13 protein-coding genes are annotated in these 16,241 nt (G+C 71.2%); 7 read left to right on the top strand and 6 right to left on the bottom strand.

What is annotated here, in order from left to right:
- Both SLNSH_RS14510 and SLNSH_RS14515 read left to right on the top strand, forming a co-directional pair.
- Window positions 1–207 (top strand): cupin domain-containing protein (locus tag SLNSH_RS14510; protein WP_146140271.1); only part of this gene is annotated, 207 nt, incomplete at its 5' end.
- A 257-nt stretch (window positions 208–464) separates the two neighbouring features.
- The gene (locus SLNSH_RS14515) at window positions 465–1,601 is read left to right on the top strand and encodes an acyltransferase family protein (protein ID WP_106337732.1); all 1,137 of its coding nucleotides are present in this window, start codon (window positions 465–467) and stop codon (window positions 1,599–1,601) included.
- Window positions 1,602–1,603: 2 nt separating this feature from the next.
- Here the strand turns inward: SLNSH_RS14515 and SLNSH_RS14520 are convergent, their stop codons facing one another.
- The 4 genes from SLNSH_RS14520 to SLNSH_RS14535 all read right to left on the bottom strand — a co-directional run bounded on the left by SLNSH_RS14520 (window position 1,604) and on the right by SLNSH_RS14535 (window position 5,178).
- Window positions 1,604–2,863, bottom strand: a complete 1,260-nt coding sequence (locus SLNSH_RS14520) for an aminopeptidase (protein ID WP_106337733.1) — start codon at window positions 2,861–2,863, stop codon at window positions 1,604–1,606.
- A 75-nt stretch (window positions 2,864–2,938) separates the two neighbouring features.
- Window positions 2,939–3,763, bottom strand: coding sequence for an ABC transporter permease (locus tag SLNSH_RS14525; RefSeq protein WP_106337734.1), 825 nt, complete (start codon window positions 3,761–3,763; stop codon window positions 2,939–2,941).
- Window positions 3,763–4,530 carry an ABC transporter ATP-binding protein gene (locus SLNSH_RS14530; protein ID WP_106337735.1) on the bottom strand — a complete coding sequence of 256 codons (768 nt, stop codon included), beginning with the start codon at window positions 4,528–4,530 and terminating at the stop codon, window positions 3,763–3,765. Before SLNSH_RS14530 ends, SLNSH_RS14525 begins: the two co-directional genes overlap by 1 nt.
- A gap of 189 nt (window positions 4,531–4,719) precedes the next feature.
- Complete coding sequence (locus tag SLNSH_RS14535) at window positions 4,720–5,178, bottom strand: opioid growth factor receptor-related protein (RefSeq protein ID WP_106337736.1); 459 nt, start codon at window positions 5,176–5,178, stop codon at window positions 4,720–4,722.
- A 103-nt stretch (window positions 5,179–5,281) separates the two neighbouring features.
- On the opposite strand from SLNSH_RS14535, the gene SLNSH_RS14540 reads away from it, so the two are divergent.
- Window positions 5,282–6,286 (top strand): cation diffusion facilitator family transporter, encoded by a 1,005-nt coding sequence (locus tag SLNSH_RS14540; protein ID WP_106337737.1) that lies wholly within the window; start codon window positions 5,282–5,284, stop codon window positions 6,284–6,286.
- A gap of 23 nt (window positions 6,287–6,309) precedes the next feature.
- A complete protein-coding gene (lhpI, locus tag SLNSH_RS14545; RefSeq protein ID WP_106337738.1) occupies window positions 6,310–7,266 on the top strand; it encodes a bifunctional Delta(1)-pyrroline-2-carboxylate/Delta(1)-piperideine-2-carboxylate reductase in 957 nt (318 codons plus the stop codon).
- Window positions 7,267–7,272: 6 nt separating this feature from the next.
- Here lhpI and SLNSH_RS14550 read toward each other — a convergent pair whose 3' ends face one another.
- Both SLNSH_RS14550 and cysG read right to left on the bottom strand, forming a co-directional pair.
- Window positions 7,273–8,265, bottom strand: a complete 993-nt coding sequence (locus tag SLNSH_RS14550) for a CBS domain-containing protein (RefSeq protein ID WP_106337739.1) — start codon at window positions 8,263–8,265, stop codon at window positions 7,273–7,275.
- 159 nt (window positions 8,266–8,424) lie between these two features.
- Complete coding sequence (gene cysG / locus SLNSH_RS14555; protein WP_106337740.1) at window positions 8,425–9,876, bottom strand: siroheme synthase CysG; 1,452 nt, start codon at window positions 9,874–9,876, stop codon at window positions 8,425–8,427.
- 349 nt (window positions 9,877–10,225) lie between these two features.
- On the opposite strand from cysG, the gene SLNSH_RS14560 reads away from it, so the two are divergent.
- The 3 genes from SLNSH_RS14560 to SLNSH_RS14570 are packed head-to-tail and all read left to right on the top strand — an operon-like array spanning window position 10,226 to window position 16,237.
- Window positions 10,226–11,659: an efflux transporter outer membrane subunit gene (locus SLNSH_RS14560; RefSeq protein WP_106337741.1), complete on the top strand. Its 1,434-nt coding sequence runs from the start codon at window positions 10,226–10,228 to the stop codon at window positions 11,657–11,659.
- A 46-nt stretch (window positions 11,660–11,705) separates the two neighbouring features.
- Complete coding sequence (locus SLNSH_RS14565; protein WP_106337742.1) at window positions 11,706–13,106, top strand: efflux RND transporter periplasmic adaptor subunit; 1,401 nt, start codon at window positions 11,706–11,708, stop codon at window positions 13,104–13,106.
- The gene (locus tag SLNSH_RS14570) at window positions 13,103–16,237 is read left to right on the top strand and encodes an efflux RND transporter permease subunit (RefSeq protein WP_106337743.1); all 3,135 of its coding nucleotides are present in this window, start codon (window positions 13,103–13,105) and stop codon (window positions 16,235–16,237) included. Before SLNSH_RS14565 ends, SLNSH_RS14570 begins: the two co-directional genes overlap by 4 nt.
- Window positions 16,238–16,241 lie beyond the last annotated feature (4 nt).

The following is a 16,241-nucleotide window of genomic DNA, read 5'->3' on the forward strand; positions in this document are numbered from 1 at the left end:
TGGGTCGTGGTGCGCGGCACCGCCGAGGTGACGCGCAACGAGGAGATCCTGCTGCTGCAGGAGAACGAGTCGGTCTACCTGCCGCTCGGCTGCGTCCACCGCCTCGCCAACCCGGGCAAGATCCCGCTCGAGATCATCGAGGTGCAGGTCGGCAGCTACACCGGCGAGGACGACATCGTGCGCATCACGGACGTGTACGGGCGGTAGGCCGGCCCCCACACGATCATCGGATCTGAATCGAAACGCGCCCGCGCATGTTGCGGGCGCGTTTTCGTCCGCCGCGGCGATGGCCGGCTTCACGGGCGGCGCCAGCTTCTCGGATCCGGCGGGCCTCGAACCACCGCCGCGCTGGGTTCCGCTGCGCAGTTCGCCCATTTTTGGGGTCCCCTCATCCCGTTGGGTAAGGCGGCGCGGGCCGGGCGTGGGCCCACAATGGTCCCCAGCGCCGCACCGAGGACAACACCGTGAACCCTGCCCCCCTTTCGGCCTCCAAGCGCAACTGGGGCATCCAGGCGCTCCGCGGAGTCGCGGCCACCATGGTGCTGGCCCACCATGCCATGGAGGAGTCGCTGGCGATCCCCTCCTTCGCGGGGGCGCCGGACTGGGCCGTGCGCTGGGGGGCGGCCGGGGTCGACGTGTTCTTCGTGATCAGCGGGCTCGTGGTCTTCCTCGCCGCCTTCGAAGGCGGGGCCGGCCGGGAGCGCGGGCGGACGCCCTCGGCCTTCATGCGCGACCGGATCCAGCGCATCTACCCGCTGTATTGGGCCTGCCTCGCGCTCGTCCTGGCGCTCTGGGCGAGCGGCCTGGGCTTTTCCAGCCTGACGGTGGATCCCGGCAAGTTGCTCGCAGCGGTTTTCCTGCTTCCTCACCATGAGCAGGTGGTCGGCGTCGCCTGGACCCTGGTGTACGAGATGTACTTCTACGTCCTGATCGCGTTCGCGCTGTGCATCCGCCTCAACCAGGAGCAAACCGCCCTGTTTACGGCGGGCATGATCCTGGCCAACTGGGGAGCGGCCCGTCTGGCCGGCGGCCACGGCGCCGTGGCCTCCTTCCTGGGCGATCCGATCGTCTTCGAGTTCTGCTACGGGATCGGATTGGCCTGCCTGGTGGGCCGGGACGCCATCCGGGTTCGGCGGCCTGTCGCGCTCGCGGCGGTCGGGGGCGTCCTGCTGCTGCTGGCCTCCGCCTTCGCGCCGAGCGAGACCACGGCCGGGCTCGCGCCTTCGGCTCGTTTCGCAGCCTGGGGAATCCCCGCCGTGCTGGTCGTGGTCGGTTTCTCGCAGATGGCGATCCGCCCGGTCGGCTGGATCCGCGGCCTCGTGTTCCTGGGCGCCGCCTCCTACGCCCTCTACCTGACGCATGGGTTCGTGATGATCAGCTACGCCCGGCTGATCAAGCACGGCCACATGCCGCTGGGGGGCGTCGCGGGCGTCGTACTGGCTTGTTTGGCGGCGTTCGCGCTCGCGAGTCTGGCGCATATCTTCGTCGAGACGCCGCTCAGCCGTCTGGTGAAAGGGGCGCTGCGACGCCCCAAGCCGATGGCGGCCGGCGCCAGCGATCAACTGGCGCCTGAGCCCAGCGCCCCACTGCAGACGCTGTAGGGCTAGGAGACCCAGTCGCCCTTGCGCATCAGCGGCTCGGTGGAGCCGTCTGCCCTGACGCCGTCCACGTCCACCTCGCCGGAGCCGATCATCCAGTCGATATGGATCAGGCTCTCGTTGGCGCCGCGGGCGGCGAGCTGGTCCTTCGGCATGTCCACCCCGCCGCGAATGCACTTGCTGTAGGATTGTCCGAGCGCGATGTGGCTGGCTGCGTTCTCGTCGAACAGCGTGTTGTAGAACAGCAGGCCGCTCTGGGAGATGGGCGACGAGAACGGCACAAGGGCCACCTCGCCGAGCCGGCGCGCGCCCTCGTCCGTGTCGAGCACCTTGAGGAGGACCTCCTGGCCCGTGCGGGCCTTGGCGTCCACGATGGCGCCGCCCTGGAACCTGACCTCGATGTCCTCGATCAGGGTGCCGTTGTAGGACAGCGGCTTGGTGCTGCGCACGAACCCGTCCACGCGCGCCTTGTGGGGCGTGGTGAAGACCTCTTCCGTCGGGATGTTGGCGTTGCAGACAAGGCCGTTCTTGGCCGTCGTGGCGCCGCCGTTCCACTCATGGTCGTCGGCGAGGCCGACGGTGACGTCCGTGCCGGGGCCGGTGAAGCGCAGGGCCGCGTAGCGGGCGTCGTTGAGCAGGCGGGTGCGGCGCTGCAGGTCGGCGTTGTGGGCCTGCCAGGCGGCGACCGGGTCCGGTCCGTCGACGCGCGAGGCGGCGAAGATTGCGTGCCACAGGCGCGCGACAGCGATGTCCTCGGGATCCTCGGGGAACATCACCTTGGCCCAGGACGGGCTGGCGTAGCTGACGATCGTCCAGTTGGTGGCGAAGCCGGCGATCATCTCGAGGGCCGGCATGTAGGCCTTGGAGCGGGCTCGGTTGGCGCGCGACACCTTCTCGGGGTCCTGCCCGGCCAGCAGCGAGGGGTTCTCGCCCGCGATGGCGAGACGCGCTGCGCCGTTCCGGAAGGCGGCGGCCATGCCGTCGTAGAGCCAGCCCGTGGCCTTGTCGAAGGCTCCATCGGGGGCGAAGCGGTAGCGCGCCAGCGTGCTCTCCTCGTCCGCGAACAGCGTCGTCACGAGGGAGGCGCCGGCCTTGTAGGCGTGCTCGGTGATGCGGCGGACCAGCGGCAGCGCGTCCACGGGGGCGGTCATCACGAGTTCCTGGCCGGGGGCCAGGCCAAGGCCCACCTTCACGGCGATCTCGCCCAGGCGGTCGAGCTTGACCTCGTGCGGCAGCGCGACGGGGGGAACGGCGTGGCTTGTCATGGCGTGCTCCGGTTGGAGAATGGGGGCGTCGGCGACAGCATTGGCGATCCCGGGCGCAGGCTCAACCCCGTTCGGTCACCCATCGTCCCGGGGCTTGCGCCCCAGAACCCCCCGCTGTGGATCGTAGCCCTGCACGGCCAAGGCGAAGGCGGCGGCGCCGACCAGCAGGGTGACGGCGGCCGAGAGAGGCTGGACCTGGCCATAGAGCGCGAAGCGGATCGTCTCCACCACATGGGTGAAAGGGTTCAGCCGCGCGGCGAGCGCGATCCAGTCCGAGCCGCTCTCGCGCACCTTCCAGAGCGGGTAGAGGGCGGTGGAGAAGAAGAAGGCCGGGAAGATCACGAAGTTCATGGTGCCGGCGAAATTCTCCAGCCTCCGCACGTAGACCGAGAGCAACAGCCCCACCGCGGCCAGCGTAAAGGCGCCGAGCGCCAGAGCCGGCAGCACGGTCAGGGCGCCCCACGGCGGCAGGTCCACGCCGAACAGGAAGGCCACGAGCAGGAAGGCGTAGGCCTGGGCGACGCCGAGCAAGGCCCCGGCGACAAGCTTGCACAGGAGCACGTACCAGCGCGGCAGCGGCGCGGTGAGCAGCAGGCGGAGGGCTCCGACCTCGCGGTCGAACACGAGCGCCAGCGAGGACTGCATGCCTTGGAACAGCAGCACCATGCCGATGAGTCCCGGCGCCATGTAGACGTCGTACGTGACGTAGTTCTCGTAGGGCGGCGTGATCGAGACCCCGAGCACGTTCTGGAAGCCGGCGGAGAACACCACCAGCCAGAGCGTCGGGCGGACCACGGCCGAGATCAGCCGCCCCGTCTGACGCAGGAAGCGCGTAACCTCGCGGCCCGCGATGGCGCGCATCGCCGTCCAGGCGTGCGCCGCGGTTCCGACGGGGGCCATCAGGCAGCCCTCCCGGCCGGCTCGCGGCCGGTCAGGGCGAGAAACGCGTCCTCCAGCGCGGCGCCGCCGTGGCGCGCCACGATGTCCGCCGGGGGGCCGTCGTCCAGGACGCGGCCCTTGTGGAGGACCACGACGCGGTCGGCGCCCTCGACCTCCGATACGATGTGGGTGGCCCAGAGCACGCAAAGGCCCCGCTCGCGGGTAAGACGGGCCACGTGCTCGACGATGTCCCGCCGGCTCGCCGGGTCCAGCCCCTGGGTGGGCTCGTCCAGCAGGACCACCGCGGGCTCGGTCATGAGGGCGCGGGCCATTTCGATCTTACGGCGGTTGCCGCCCGAGAGGGTGCGGGCGCGCTGACTGCGGGCGCCCTCCTGGCCGAAAAGCGCCAGGGCCTCGGCGATCGCGTCCCGGGCGCGGCGGCCCGCCAAGCCATGGAGTCCGGCGTGGTAGGCGAGGTTCTGCTCCACCGTCAGGTCGAGGTCGAGGGAGGGCTGCTGGAAGACGATGCCCATCGCGGCGAGCGCCCGGGTCGGTTGCCGGGCGAGGTCGTGACCGAGCACCTGCACGGATCCGGAATCCGCCACGAACAACCCGGTCAGGATCTGGAACAGCGTGCTCTTGCCGGCGCCGTTGGGGCCCAGGAGGGCGGTGAACTGGCCTGGACTCAGGGCGAGGGACACGCCGTCCAGCGCCCGGACCTTGCCGTAGCTTTTGGAGAGCGCGTCGATGACGACGGCGGGAGCGGCTTGGGAAGCGGTGGGCGGCATGGCGCGCTCGGCTGGCGGCGGGCCGGCACTCTCGCGCGGTCGAGCGCGCAGGGCAACAGGACGGCGCCGGCCGTCCTTGCGAGGAGCGCAGCGACGAAGCAATCCTGGATCGCTTCGCTGCGCTCGCGACGACGGCAAGGGCTGGCCCTCCCCCGCTGCGCGCGAGAGGCTTCGCGGCGGACCCGCGGCTCAATCGCGCAAGGCGGCGCGCCAGTATTCCCGGCTTCTGGCGTTGACGGGATCACGAGCGGCGCGGCAGCGGTCTTCGACGAAGCTCAGGAATCGTTTCGCCTCGTCGTCTCCCGCCAGCAACTTCAGGCTCGTCACGATGCGGGTGATGCGCAGGTGATTGTGGTCGAAGCCGGTGAGCCAATGATCGTTCAGGCCATAGAAGCGACGCATGCGCTGGGCGCCGGCGCGGAGATTCGCCTGCGCGGCCGGGTCGTCCCGGATGGCGAGGATCTCCGACGCGTCGAGCACGGGCGACTGGGGCTGGGCCATGCTGCGGGTCGGCAGGGGAAAGAGCCACTGGATGTAATCGTGCACGGCCTCGAGCGCGCGATCGTCCATGGCGAGCACGTCCGAGACGGATCGTCCGCTGGCGTCGCGACCGGAGCCGGACAGGAATGCGTGAATGGGGTGCGGCATCGGGCGCTCCCTCGTTGTCCTCCACGTCACAACGCGCGCGCCTCGACGGGGTGGCGCCCTGGGCGCTCCGCCTCTAGTTTCCTGCGTTCACCGGAACCCAAGCATGGCCACGCGTCAACCTTCCCCCGATCACGCCCATACCGACCATGACCATGATCATGATCACGGCCACAGCCATCATGACCACGGCCTTTCGCCTGGGCACAGTCACGGGCATGGCCACCACCACGCGCCCAAGGATTTCGGCAAGGCGTTCGCAATCGGGACGGCCCTGAACGCCGGCTTCGTGGTGGTGGAAATCGGCTACGGCCTCGCCTCCCATTCCCTGGCGCTGATCGCGGACGGATTGCATAACCTTTCCGACGTGGGGGGCCTGCTGATCGCCTGGTGGGCGATGCTGCTGACCCGTCGGAAGCCGACCCGATCGCGCACCTACGGCTACCGCCGCGCCTCCATCCTGGCGGCGCTGGGCAACGCCGCCTTCCTGCTGATCGCCGTGGGGGCCATCGCGTACGAGGCGCTCATGCGTTTCTGGGTGCCAGCCCCGGTCGCGACCACGACCGTGATGGTGGTCTCGGCGATCGGCATCCTGGTCAACGGGGGGACGGCGCTCCTCTTCATGGGGGGCGCTCACGACATCAACATCCGCGGCGCCTTCCTCCACATGGCGGCGGACGCCGGCGTCTCCCTGGGCGTCGTCGTCAGCGCGTTCCTGGTGGGCGTCACCGGCTGGCTATGGATCGACCCGGCCGTGGGCCTCGCCATCTCGGCCGTGATCCTTTTCAGCAGCTGGGATCTCGGCCGGCAGGCCGTCAACATGGCGATGGACGCCATTCCCCAGGGTGTGGACCGCGGCAAGGTGGAGCGCTACCTGGGCGGCCTTCCGGGCGTTTCGGAAGTGCACGACGTGCACATCTGGGCCATGAGCACGACCGAGAACGCCATGACGGCGCACCTGGTGCGCCCTGGCGCAGGCCTGGACGATGGACTGCTGGCGACGGCGGCGTCGCAATTGCGCGAGCGCTTCGGCATCCAGCATGTCACCCTGCAGATCGAGTCCGGCGATCCGGCGCACCCCTGCCCCTTCGCCCCCGAGGACGTGATCTAGGATTTCCGAACGGGGAGAATCCTTTGCGCTCGGTTCCGCATGTGGAGGCTGAAGAGGTCCACCGGCTTCTCCCGTTCGAGACGCTGGTTCCGGGGCTGCTGGCGGCGCACCGGACGGCCCTGCCCGTGGCCGAGCGGCTGCTGATGAGCCAGCCCGGCCAACATGGGGAGACGGACCATTTCCTCCTGTGGCCGGCGTGGAAGCCCGGACGGGCGCTGGGCATCAAGCTCGTGACCGTGTTCCCGGGCAACGCCCACGCAGGAAAGCCGGCGATCGGCGGCCTTTACGTGCTGTTCGACGGCCAGGACGGCCAGCCGTTGTGCGTGATCGACGGCGCCGCCCTCACGTTCCGCAAGACCGCGGCGGATTCGGCAGCCGGCGCGTCCTTGCTCGCCCGGCCGGACGCGCGGCGCCTCGCCATGCTGGGCGCCGGCGGCCAGGCGATCTGGCAGGTGCGGGCCATGGCGGCGGTCCGGCCCATCACGCATGTCGCGGTCTGGAACAGGACCCTGTCGAAAGCGCGGGCGCTGGCCGACGCGCTCCGGCGGGAGGGATTGGATGCGACCGCGACGGAGCATGAGGAGGGCGCCGTGGCGGACGCGGACATCGTGTGCTGTGCGGCGGCGTCCCGCGTCCCGGTGCTGCGCGGGGCGTGGCTGCGGCCGGGGACGCATGTGGACCTGGTGGGGTCCTATACGCCCGAGATGCGGGAGGCGGACGACGAAGCCGTGCGCCGGGCGCGCGTTTTCGTGGACACGCGACGCTTCACCCTGGCCGAGGCCGGCGACATCGCCCAGCCGATCGCGGCGGGCGTGGTCGGGCCCGAGCATGTCCTCGGGGACCTGTTCCAGCTCGCCCATGGCGTCGTCCAGGGCCGCACCGGGCCGGACGACGTCACCCTCTACAAGAACGCAGGCGGCGGGCACCTCGACCTGATCTGCGCCGAGTTGCTCCATCGCCGCCTGCGACCGGGAGCCTGAGGCGCCTCAGGCGCGCCGGCGCTCGTGCATGCGGCGAACCGTGCCCATCCACGGATCGTCCTGGCCCTCCTGGTCGCGCCGGCGGTTATAGGCGGGGTCGCGCTCCTGCTCGGTGAGATGACGGGAGTGAACCGCCACGGTGCGGATGCCGCGGTCCTCGCGATCGTCATCCCCGTAGCCATAGCCGGAGGCCGACGCGCCGGGTTCGTCGTCCCTGAAGAACCGGGCATTGCGGCCGTAGTCCTCGCCGTAGTTGTCGTAGCCCTCCTCGCCGCCGCGCGGCTCGGGCCGCGGCCGACCTTCGCCAGGCACCGACCCCGCCGTGCCGAAGGAGGCGCGCACGTCATCCTCGTCCCGCTCGCGGAAGCGGCGGTCCCAGCGCGCGCCGCGCTCCCAGAGGTCGAGGTCGGCGCCGTTGTCCCCGCGGGTGCGGAACTCGTCGCGCTGCTCGCGGTCGCGCCGCGGGGCGTCGCGCTCCCAGCGCTGGATTCGCCGGGCGAGCTCGCGGCGCTCGCTGTCCGTGAGGGGCGTGCCGCGGTGGTCGCCGCGGGCGCGGGACCTGGACGGGACGCCGGAGCGGTCCGGGCGCGCGGGCGTGGAGATCCGGCCCAGGGCCTCCTCCGCGCCGGGCGCGCGATCCTCGACGAGGTCGCCCAAGGCCACCATGCCGATGAGCCGCCGGCTGCGATCGAGCACCGGCACGCGGCGGACCTGCAGGTCCTCCATGACGTCCACCACGTGGGAGACGTCCTCGTCCTCGAAGCAGCAGTGCGGCTCTTCGGTCATCACCTCGAAGACGGGCGTGACGTTGGGATCGCGTCCGACCGCGATGGCGCGGACCACGATGTCGCGATCGGTGAGCAGGCCAACCACCTGGCCGCCATGGAGCACCGGCAGTGAGCCGACATTGAGGTCGTCCATGAGGCGGGCGGCTTCGCGCAGGCTGCGCTCCGGCGCGATGGCGACCGGGTCGCGGGTCATCACCTCTGAAATGCGCATGGCGATCCTCCTTGGCCTGAAACACGCGGGTCAACGCGGCCGGGCCGGGGTGGTTCGCGGCTCCATGGACTCATCGCGAGCACGGCGAAGAGATCGAGGGGAGCGAGCCTGCCGCCTCTGGATCGCTTCGTCGCTGCGGTCCCCGCATAGCCGGTCGGGTCAGCCGGCGCTCGCCAGGGCCACGTATTGGGCGGCGGGCGCGCCGAGGATGATCAGGCAGGGGCCGCTGGGCGGGTCGGTCGCGATGGCGGCGGGCAGGTCGGCGATGGAGCAGGCGCGCACGGCCTGCTGCTCCGTGGTGGCGCGCTCGACGAGCAGCGCCGGGAAACTCGGGGGCAGGCCCTCGGCGAGCAGGCGCTCGACCAGGGCGGGCGCGGTTCGCACGCCCATGTAGACGACAGTGGCGGCGCGGGGGTCGGCCAGGGCCTTCCAGTCGAGGTCCTGGGGCAGGGAGCCGTCCTGGCTGTGGGCCGTGACGAACTGGAGGCGCCGGGCGGCGCTGCGCTCCGTGAGCGAGACGCCCATGGCGGCGGCGGCCCCGAAGGCCGCCGTGATGCCGGGCACGACCTCGGTGGGGACGCCGGCGGCGTGGCAGGCTTCGAGCTCCTCTGTCAGGCGGCCGAAAACGGCCGGGTCGCCGCCCTTGAGGCGGACCACCCGCTTGCCGGCGAGGCCCAGGCGCACGATCAGGTCGGTGATCTCGTCCTGCTTGCAGGAGGGGCGGTGGCCGCGCTTGCCGACGCCGATGCGCTCGGCCTCGCGCCGCGCGAGATCCAGAATACGCGGGTCGACGAGATCGTCGAACAGGACGACGTCGGCGGATTGGAGGGCCCGGACGGCCTTCAGGGTCAACAACTCGGGGTCGCCCGGGCCGGCGCCGACGAACACGGCGGAGCCCACGGGCGACTGGCCCTCCTGCTCGATGCGCTCCAAGGCGGCGAGCAGATCGTCGCGGTCGGCATCCGTGGGAACGGCGTCCGGCTTCGCCAGGGCGCGGTCGGTGAAACGCTCCCAGAAGCCGCGTCGCATGCGGAAGGGCAGTTCGCGCTCCTGCACGAAGGGGCGCCAGGCCTTCGCGGCCTCCGCCCAGGCCTTCAGGCCGTTGGGCAGCAACGCCTCGATGCGGGCGCGGATGGCCTGGCCGAACACCGGCGCGGCGCCGTCCGTGGAAATGCCGATCACCAGGGGCGAGCGGTTGACGATGGAGCCGAACTGGAAGTCGCAGAAGGCCGGCTTGTCCACGATATTGACCGGCACGCGGGCGGCCTGGGCGGCCCGGCGGAAGGCCTCCGCCTCGGCGTCACCCTCCACGTCGGCGATCGCGAGGGCGGCGCCACGCAGATCCTCGGGCGACCAGGGGCGGCCCGAGAGCTCCACCTTGCCCGGATGATCGCGGTCGGCGACGTCCTGCATGGCGTCCCCGATGACGTCGGCATGGACCTCCACGTGGGCGCCGGCGGCCGCCAGCAGCTCGGCCTTCCAGGCCGCGCCGTCGCCGCCGCCGGCCAAGACAATGCGCCGTCCCTCGAGCTTATGGAACAGCGGCAGCGCCGCCAGCGGGCCGATGCGGGCGGGGGACGTCAGGGTCGGCCGGCGCGGACGCGCGGTCATGGGCTTACTCTCCGGCAAGCGTTCGCGGCGGCTCTCCTCCGCCACGAGGCGCTTCGATCTCGTATGCAGGAGCCACAATTCGTCCAAGGCTTCAAGGCCGCCGCCCCGGGCCCGACATGCGGCTGACCGGCGGCGACATCGTCTGTCCTGGTCCTCTCGATGATCGCCTGCCCGGCCGGCTTCAGGCGGCGGCAGGCGGGCCAGAAACATTCATTTGCGATTTGACGGGGATAGCACCGCTTTTTCGCCGCGATCCCATAGTCTTGGACCACGGTCCCCGTCCAATGTCCGGGGGCGATTCCGCCCCTGCCCTTCCTGGGGCGGCCCGGCCTCTCGACCAAGGACCCGCTTGCAGTCTTCCCGCAAACGCAACCCCGCCCTCCGGCCCGCCCTCGCGGCGGGGCTGCTGGCGTGCGCGCTCGCCGGGTGCCTGCCGATCGAGAAGCCCGACGCGAAGCTGGACGTCCCGGCGCAGTACAAGGCGGAGAAAGGGCGTCCGGGCGGGGCGCCGTCCTGGGTCGCCTGGTGGCGCGCCTTCCGTTCGCCCGAACTCACGCGCCTCATGGAGGCGGTGGAGACGGACAACTTCGATATCGGCGCGGCCGTGTACCGCATTCAGCAGGCGGACGCGCAGGCGCGCATCGCGGGAGCGGCGCTGCTGCCGACCCTGGACGCCTCGGGCGCCGTGACGCGCAGCCACACGGGGGCTGGATCACCCGGCGGCTCCGGTTCGGGCGGCATCGACCGCACCGCGCTGAATGTGGGCCTGAACGCCAGCTACGAGATCGACTTCTGGGGCAAGAACCGCGCTGCGCTGATCGCGGCGGAGCACAGCGCCAACGCCAGCCGCTTCGACCGGGACACGGTCGCGCTCTCCACGCTCGCCAGCACGGCGACCACCTATTTCGCCATGCTGGGCGCCCAGGACCGGCTCCGGATCGCCCGCGACAACCTCGCCAGCGCCACGCGCGTGCTGGACCTCATCAAGCAGCGTGTGGCGGTCGGGACCGGCACGTCGCTGGACCAGGCCCAGCAGGAGACCGTGGTGGCGCAGCTGAGGGCCGCGATCCCGCCGCTCGATCAGCAGATCGACCAGGACAAGGCCACCCTCGGCGTGCTCCTCGGGCGCGCGCCGGAGCGTGTGACCATCGTGGGCGGGGGGACCGGGCGCGTGGCGCTGCCGCGGATCAATCCGGGGCTGCCTTCCGAGCTTCTGGCGCGGCGGCCGGACATCCAGTCCGCCGAGGAGCAGCTGTCGGCCGCCAGCGCGGATGTGACGGTGGCCCGGGCGCAGTTCTTCCCCTCGATCCAATTGACGGGCCAGGGCGGCTTCGAGAGCACGGCGCTGTCTCGCCTGTTCGGGCCGGGCGCGGGCTTCTTCTCGCTGGCGGCCGGGATCACTCAGCCGATCTTCCAGGGCGGCCGTCTCCAGGGCCAGCTCGAGCAGGCGAAAGGCCGCGAGGGCGAGTTGCTGGAGACCTACCGCAAGTCCGTAGTCTCCGCCTTCGCGGACGTCGAGCGGGCGCTGGTCGCCGTGCGCCAGCTGGCGCGGCAGGAGGCGCTGCAGGCGCAGGCGGTCGAAAGTTCGCGCAAGGCGTACCAGATATCGGAGCAGCGGCTGCGGGAGGGCACTGTCGACATCGTGACCGTGCTGAACACCCAAACGAGCCTGTTCCAGAGCCAGGATGCGCTGGCCCAGGTGAGGCTGGCGAGGCTGCAGGCCCTCGTGTCGCTGTTCCAGGCGCTCGGAGGCGGGTGGGACGTCGCGCCGGGACGCACGTAGGAGGGAGCGGCCCCGCGCAGCGCGGCGGCTCCCGGGAGTGAAGGGAATGAGCAGGGGGTGGCGGGTCGCGGTCCCGCTGACGATGATCGCCATTGTGGCCGCGCTGGTGGGCCCCATTGCGGTCGACCACTTCTGGCCGGGGTCGGAGAGCCAGGGCGTGCGCGAGCGCGGCCCGGGCGGGCCGGGCGGCGGCCGTCGCCGCGGCGGCGGGCCCGACGCGCCCGGCGGTCCGCCCGTGGCCGTGATGGCCGTGGAAGCCAAGCTGGCGGACGTGCCGGTCTACCTGGAGTCCGTGGGCACGGCGCGGCCGCTGAACACCGTGACGGTGCGGCCGCAGGTGGACGGGCAGCTGGTCCAGATCCTGTTCCGGGAGGGGCAGGACGTGCGCAAGGGCGACGTGCTGGCCCGCATCGACCCGACCACCTACCAGGCGCAATTCGACCAGGCGGTGGCCAAGAAGGCGCAGGACCAGGCGCAGCTGGAGAACGCCCGGCGCGACCTGGAGCGCTATGTGCGCCTCGCCGAGACCAACGCCGTCACCAAGCAGCAGGCGGACACCCAGCGCGCCACCGTGGCGCAGCTGGAGGCGCAGCTGAAGTCGGACCAGGCCGCCATCGACAGCGCGAAGGCGACGCTGGGGTACACGTCCATCACCTCCCCGATCGACGGGCGCACCGGCATCCGCAACGTGGACGAAGGCAACATCGTCAAGCAATCGGACGCGACCGGCCTCGTGACGATCTCCCAGATCCAACCCATCGCGACGCTGTTCAGCGTGCCGCAGCAGCAGCTCGCGCGCATCATCAAGGCGCACGCCGCCTCGCCGCTGCGGGTCGACGCGATGGACCCGGAGGGCAAGGGCGCGATCGACAGCGGAACGCTGCAGGTCGTCGACAACCAGGTGGACGTCACCACCGGCACCGTGCGGCTGAAGGCGGAGTTCCCCAACAAGGAGCTGCGGCTGTGGCCGGGAGCCTTCGTCAATGTCCGCCTGCTCGTCGAGACGCTGAAGCAGGTCGTCACGACGCCGACCGCAGCCATCCAGCGCGGGCCGAAGGGGACGTTCGTGTATGTGGTGAAGTCCGATGACACCGTGACGGTGCGGGACGTCTCGGTGGGCCAGCAGGACGACGTAGAGACGGTGGTCGCCTCCGGCCTGCAGCCAGGGGAGCGCGTGGTGACCACCGGCTTCGCCCGGCTTGCCGAAGGCGCGCGTGTCGCCGTGTCGGCGCCCCAGGGCCAGGGCGCAGCGCCGTCCGAGATCCACCAGGACGTGCGCGGGCGGGTTCCGCGCGGCGGCGCCGGCTCTGGCGAGGGCCGCAGGCGGCGCGAGGGCGGCGGGCCGCAGGCCGACGGGCAACCCGGGGCGGGCGGGCCTCCGGCCGGAGCGGCGCCGACAGGCGGGCGTCGGCGCGAGGCCAGCGGACAGCAGCAGCCGGCCCCATGAGCATCTCGGCGCCCTTCATCCGCCGTCCGATCGCGACATCCCTCCTCGGGATCGCGGTGCTGATCGGCGGCGTCCTGGGCTACCTGAACCTGCCGGTCTCCTCGCTGCCGCAGGTGGATTTTCCGACCATCCAGATCACCACCCAGGTCCCTGGCGCGAACCCGGAGACGGTGGCCGCGCTGGTGACGGCGCCGCTGGAGCGGCAGATGGGGCAGATCCCGTCGATGGCGAGCATGACCTCGTCATCCGCCTTCGGGATCAGCCAGGTCACGCTGCAGTTCAACCTGGACCGCGACATCGACGCGGCCGCCCAGGACGTGCAGGCCGCGATCAACGCGGCCGCCTCAACCTTGCCGAAGTCCCTGCCCTACCCGCCCACCTACGCCAAGGTGAACCCGGCGGACGCGCCGATCCTGACGCTGACCCTGAGTTCGCCCACCTATGCGATCCGCCAGCTCAGCGACATGGCGGACACGCTGCTGTCGCAGCGGCTCAGCGAGATCACGGGCGTCGGGCACGTGTCCGTGCAGGGCGGCGTGCGCCCGGCGATCCGCATTCAGGCGGACCTGCAGCGGCTCGCCGCCTACTCCATCGGGATGGAGGACCTGCGGACCGCGATCGTCAACGCGAACGTGGCGGGGCCAAAGGGCTCGCTCGACGGCGCGCACCAGTCCTACACCATCGCGGCCAATGACCAGGTGACCAGCGCGGACGCCTACCGCGACGTGGTGGTCGCCTACCGCAACGGCGCCCCCGTGCTGCTCCGCGACGTGGCCGACGTTGTGGACGGGCTGGAGAACGTGAAGGTGGCCGGCTGGGCGGACGGGCAGCCGGCGATCGTCATCGACATCCAGCGCCAGCCCGGCGCCAACGTGGTCGAGACCGTCCGGCGGGTGCAGCAGCAGCTGCCGCGCCTGCAGCGCTCCCTGCCGGCGGACGTGAAGCTCGCCGTGCTGCACGACCGCACCGGGACGATCCGCGCGTCCATCAAGGACGTTCAGTTCACCTTGGCTCTGAGCGTGGCGCTGGTGGTGCTCGTCGTCCTGCTGTTCCTGCGGACAATCCGGGCGACGGTCATCGCCGGGGTGGCGCTGCCGCTGTCGCTGGTCGCCACCTTCGGAGCCATGTGGTTCATGGGCTTCAGCCTCGACAACCTGTCCCTGATGGCCCTGACCATCGGGACGGGTTTCGTGGTCGACGACGCGATCGTAATGATCGAGAACATCGTCCGGCACATCGAGCGGGGCGAGAAGCCGTTCGCGGCGGCGCTGGAGGGCGCGCGCGAGATCGGCTTCACGGTCGTGTCGCTGACGCTGTCCCTGGTCGCGGTGTTCATTCCGCTGCTGTTCATGACCGGCATCGTCGGTCGCATGTTCCGCGAATTCGCGCTGACGCTGACGCTCGCCGTGGTGATCTCGGCCGTGGTGTCCCTGACGCTGACGCCGATGATGTGCGCCCGCCTCTTGCGGGCGGGCGACGAAGGCCTGGCCGAGCGGCGACCCGGCCTGATCGTGCGGGCGTTCGCCGGCGTCTTCGACGGAGTTGCGAGGGGCTACGGGCGCAGCCTGCACTGGGCGCTGCGGCGGTCCGGGCTGATGCTGCTGATCACGGCCGTGACGCTGGGGCTGACCGTCTGGCTCTATGTCTCAATGCCGAAGGGCTTCCTGCCGCCGCAGGACACGGGACTCATCACGGCCGTGGCCCAGGGTGAGCCGACCGCCTCCTTCGCGGCCATCCTGCGGGCCCAGACCGCCGCCGCGGAGGCAATCCGGCGCGACCCGGATGTAGCCGGGGTCGCGGCCGTCGCGGGCGTGGGGCCCACGAATCTGACGCCGAACACCGGGCGGCTCACCATCACTCTAAAGCCGCGAGACCAGCGCTCCGCCGGGGCGGAGCAGGTGATCGCCCGGCTGAAGGAGCGCGTCGCCGGCATCCCGGACGCGCGGGTGTCGTTCCAGCTGGTGCAGGACGTGCAGATCACCACCCGGACCAGCCGCGGGGCCTACCAGTACACGCTGACCGGCGCGGATGCAGGGGAGGTCACCGGCTGGGCGGCGAGGCTCGCCGAGCGGCTGCGAGGCGAGCCCGCCCTTCGGGACGTCGCCACGGAGGGTGGCGAAGGCGGCGGGCAGCTTTTCGTGGACGTCGACCGGGACGCCGCCGCGCGCCTCGGCGTCTCCATGCAGACGATCAACGACACGCTGAACAGCGCCTTCGGACAGCGGCAGATCTCGACCATCTACGCGCAGGCGAACCAGTACCGCGTGATCCTGGAGGCCCAGCCGCGCTATCAGGCGGACAGTCGCTCCATCGAGCGGCTCTATCTGTCCACGAGCGCGGGCGCGCAGGTCCCGCTCTCGGCAGTGGCGACCGTGAAGCCGCGCACGGCGCCGCTCGTGGTGCAGCACGAGGAGCAGTTCCCAGCCGAGACGATCAGCTTCGACCTGGCCCCCGGCGCCGCGCTCAGCGCCGCCGTGGCGGCGGTGGCGCGGGCGGAGGCCGACATCGGCATGCCCGCCTCGGTCACGGGGCGATACGCGGGCGAGGCGGCCGAGTTCAGCCGCTCGCTCGCCGGGCAGCCCTGGCTGATCCTGGCCGCGGTGGTGACGATCTACATCGTGCTGGGCGTGCTCTACGAGAGCGCCATCCACCCGATCACGATCCTGTCGACCCTGCCCTCCGCCGGCGTCGGCGCGCTGCTGGCGCTGATGCTGACTGGGCAGGACCTTTCCATCGTGGCGCTCATCGGCATCGTGCTCCTGATGGGCATCGTGAAGAAGAACGCGATCATGATGATCGACTTCGCGCTGGAGGCCGAGCGCACGGAGGGTCTGTCGCCGCGCGACGCCATCGTGAAGGCGTGCCTCCTGCGCTTCCGGCCCATCATGATGACCACGCTCGCCGCGCTGTTCGGCGCCCTGCCGCTGGCCGTGGAGAGCGGCGTCGGGTCGGAGCTGCGCAACCCTCTCGGGATCAGCATCGTGGGCGGCCTGCTGCTGAGCCAGTTGATCACGCTCTACACGACGCCGGTCATCTATCTCGGCCTGGAGCGCCTGCGCCTGCGCCTGGGCGGCGCGGCCATCGCCACCGGCGAGGCGAAGCCCGCGGCGGCCGGGGAGGCTCGGCCGTGAGCTC

The sequence above is a fragment of the Alsobacter soli genome (genome assembly GCF_003004785.1).
In the GTDB taxonomy this organism is placed as follows: Bacteria; Pseudomonadota; Alphaproteobacteria; order Rhizobiales; family Beijerinckiaceae; genus Alsobacter; species Alsobacter soli.

Bases quoted from the DNA above. Each gene is read 5' to 3' on its own strand.
- SLNSH_RS14540 (WP_106337737.1), top strand. From the start codon at position 5,282: ATGGCCACGCGTCAACCTTCCCCCGATCACGCCCATACCGACCATGAC.
- SLNSH_RS14520 (WP_106337733.1), bottom strand. From the start codon at position 2,863: ATGACAAGCCACGCCGTTCCCCCCGTCGCGCTGCCGCACGAGGTCAAG.
- SLNSH_RS14530 (WP_106337735.1), bottom strand. From the start codon at position 4,530: ATGCCGCCCACCGCTTCCCAAGCCGCTCCCGCCGTCGTCATCGACGCG.
- SLNSH_RS14570 (WP_106337743.1), top strand. From the start codon at position 13,103: ATGAGCATCTCGGCGCCCTTCATCCGCCGTCCGATCGCGACATCCCTC.
- SLNSH_RS14525 (WP_106337734.1), bottom strand. From the start codon at position 3,763: ATGGCCCCCGTCGGAACCGCGGCGCACGCCTGGACGGCGATGCGCGCC.
- cysG (WP_106337740.1), bottom strand. From the start codon at position 9,876: ATGACCGCGCGTCCGCGCCGGCCGACCCTGACGTCCCCCGCCCGCATC.
- SLNSH_RS14535 (WP_106337736.1), bottom strand. From the start codon at position 5,178: ATGCCGCACCCCATTCACGCATTCCTGTCCGGCTCCGGTCGCGACGCC.
- SLNSH_RS14565 (WP_106337742.1), top strand. From the start codon at position 11,706: ATGAGCAGGGGGTGGCGGGTCGCGGTCCCGCTGACGATGATCGCCATT.
- SLNSH_RS14550 (WP_106337739.1), bottom strand. From the start codon at position 8,265: ATGCGCATTTCAGAGGTGATGACCCGCGACCCGGTCGCCATCGCGCCG.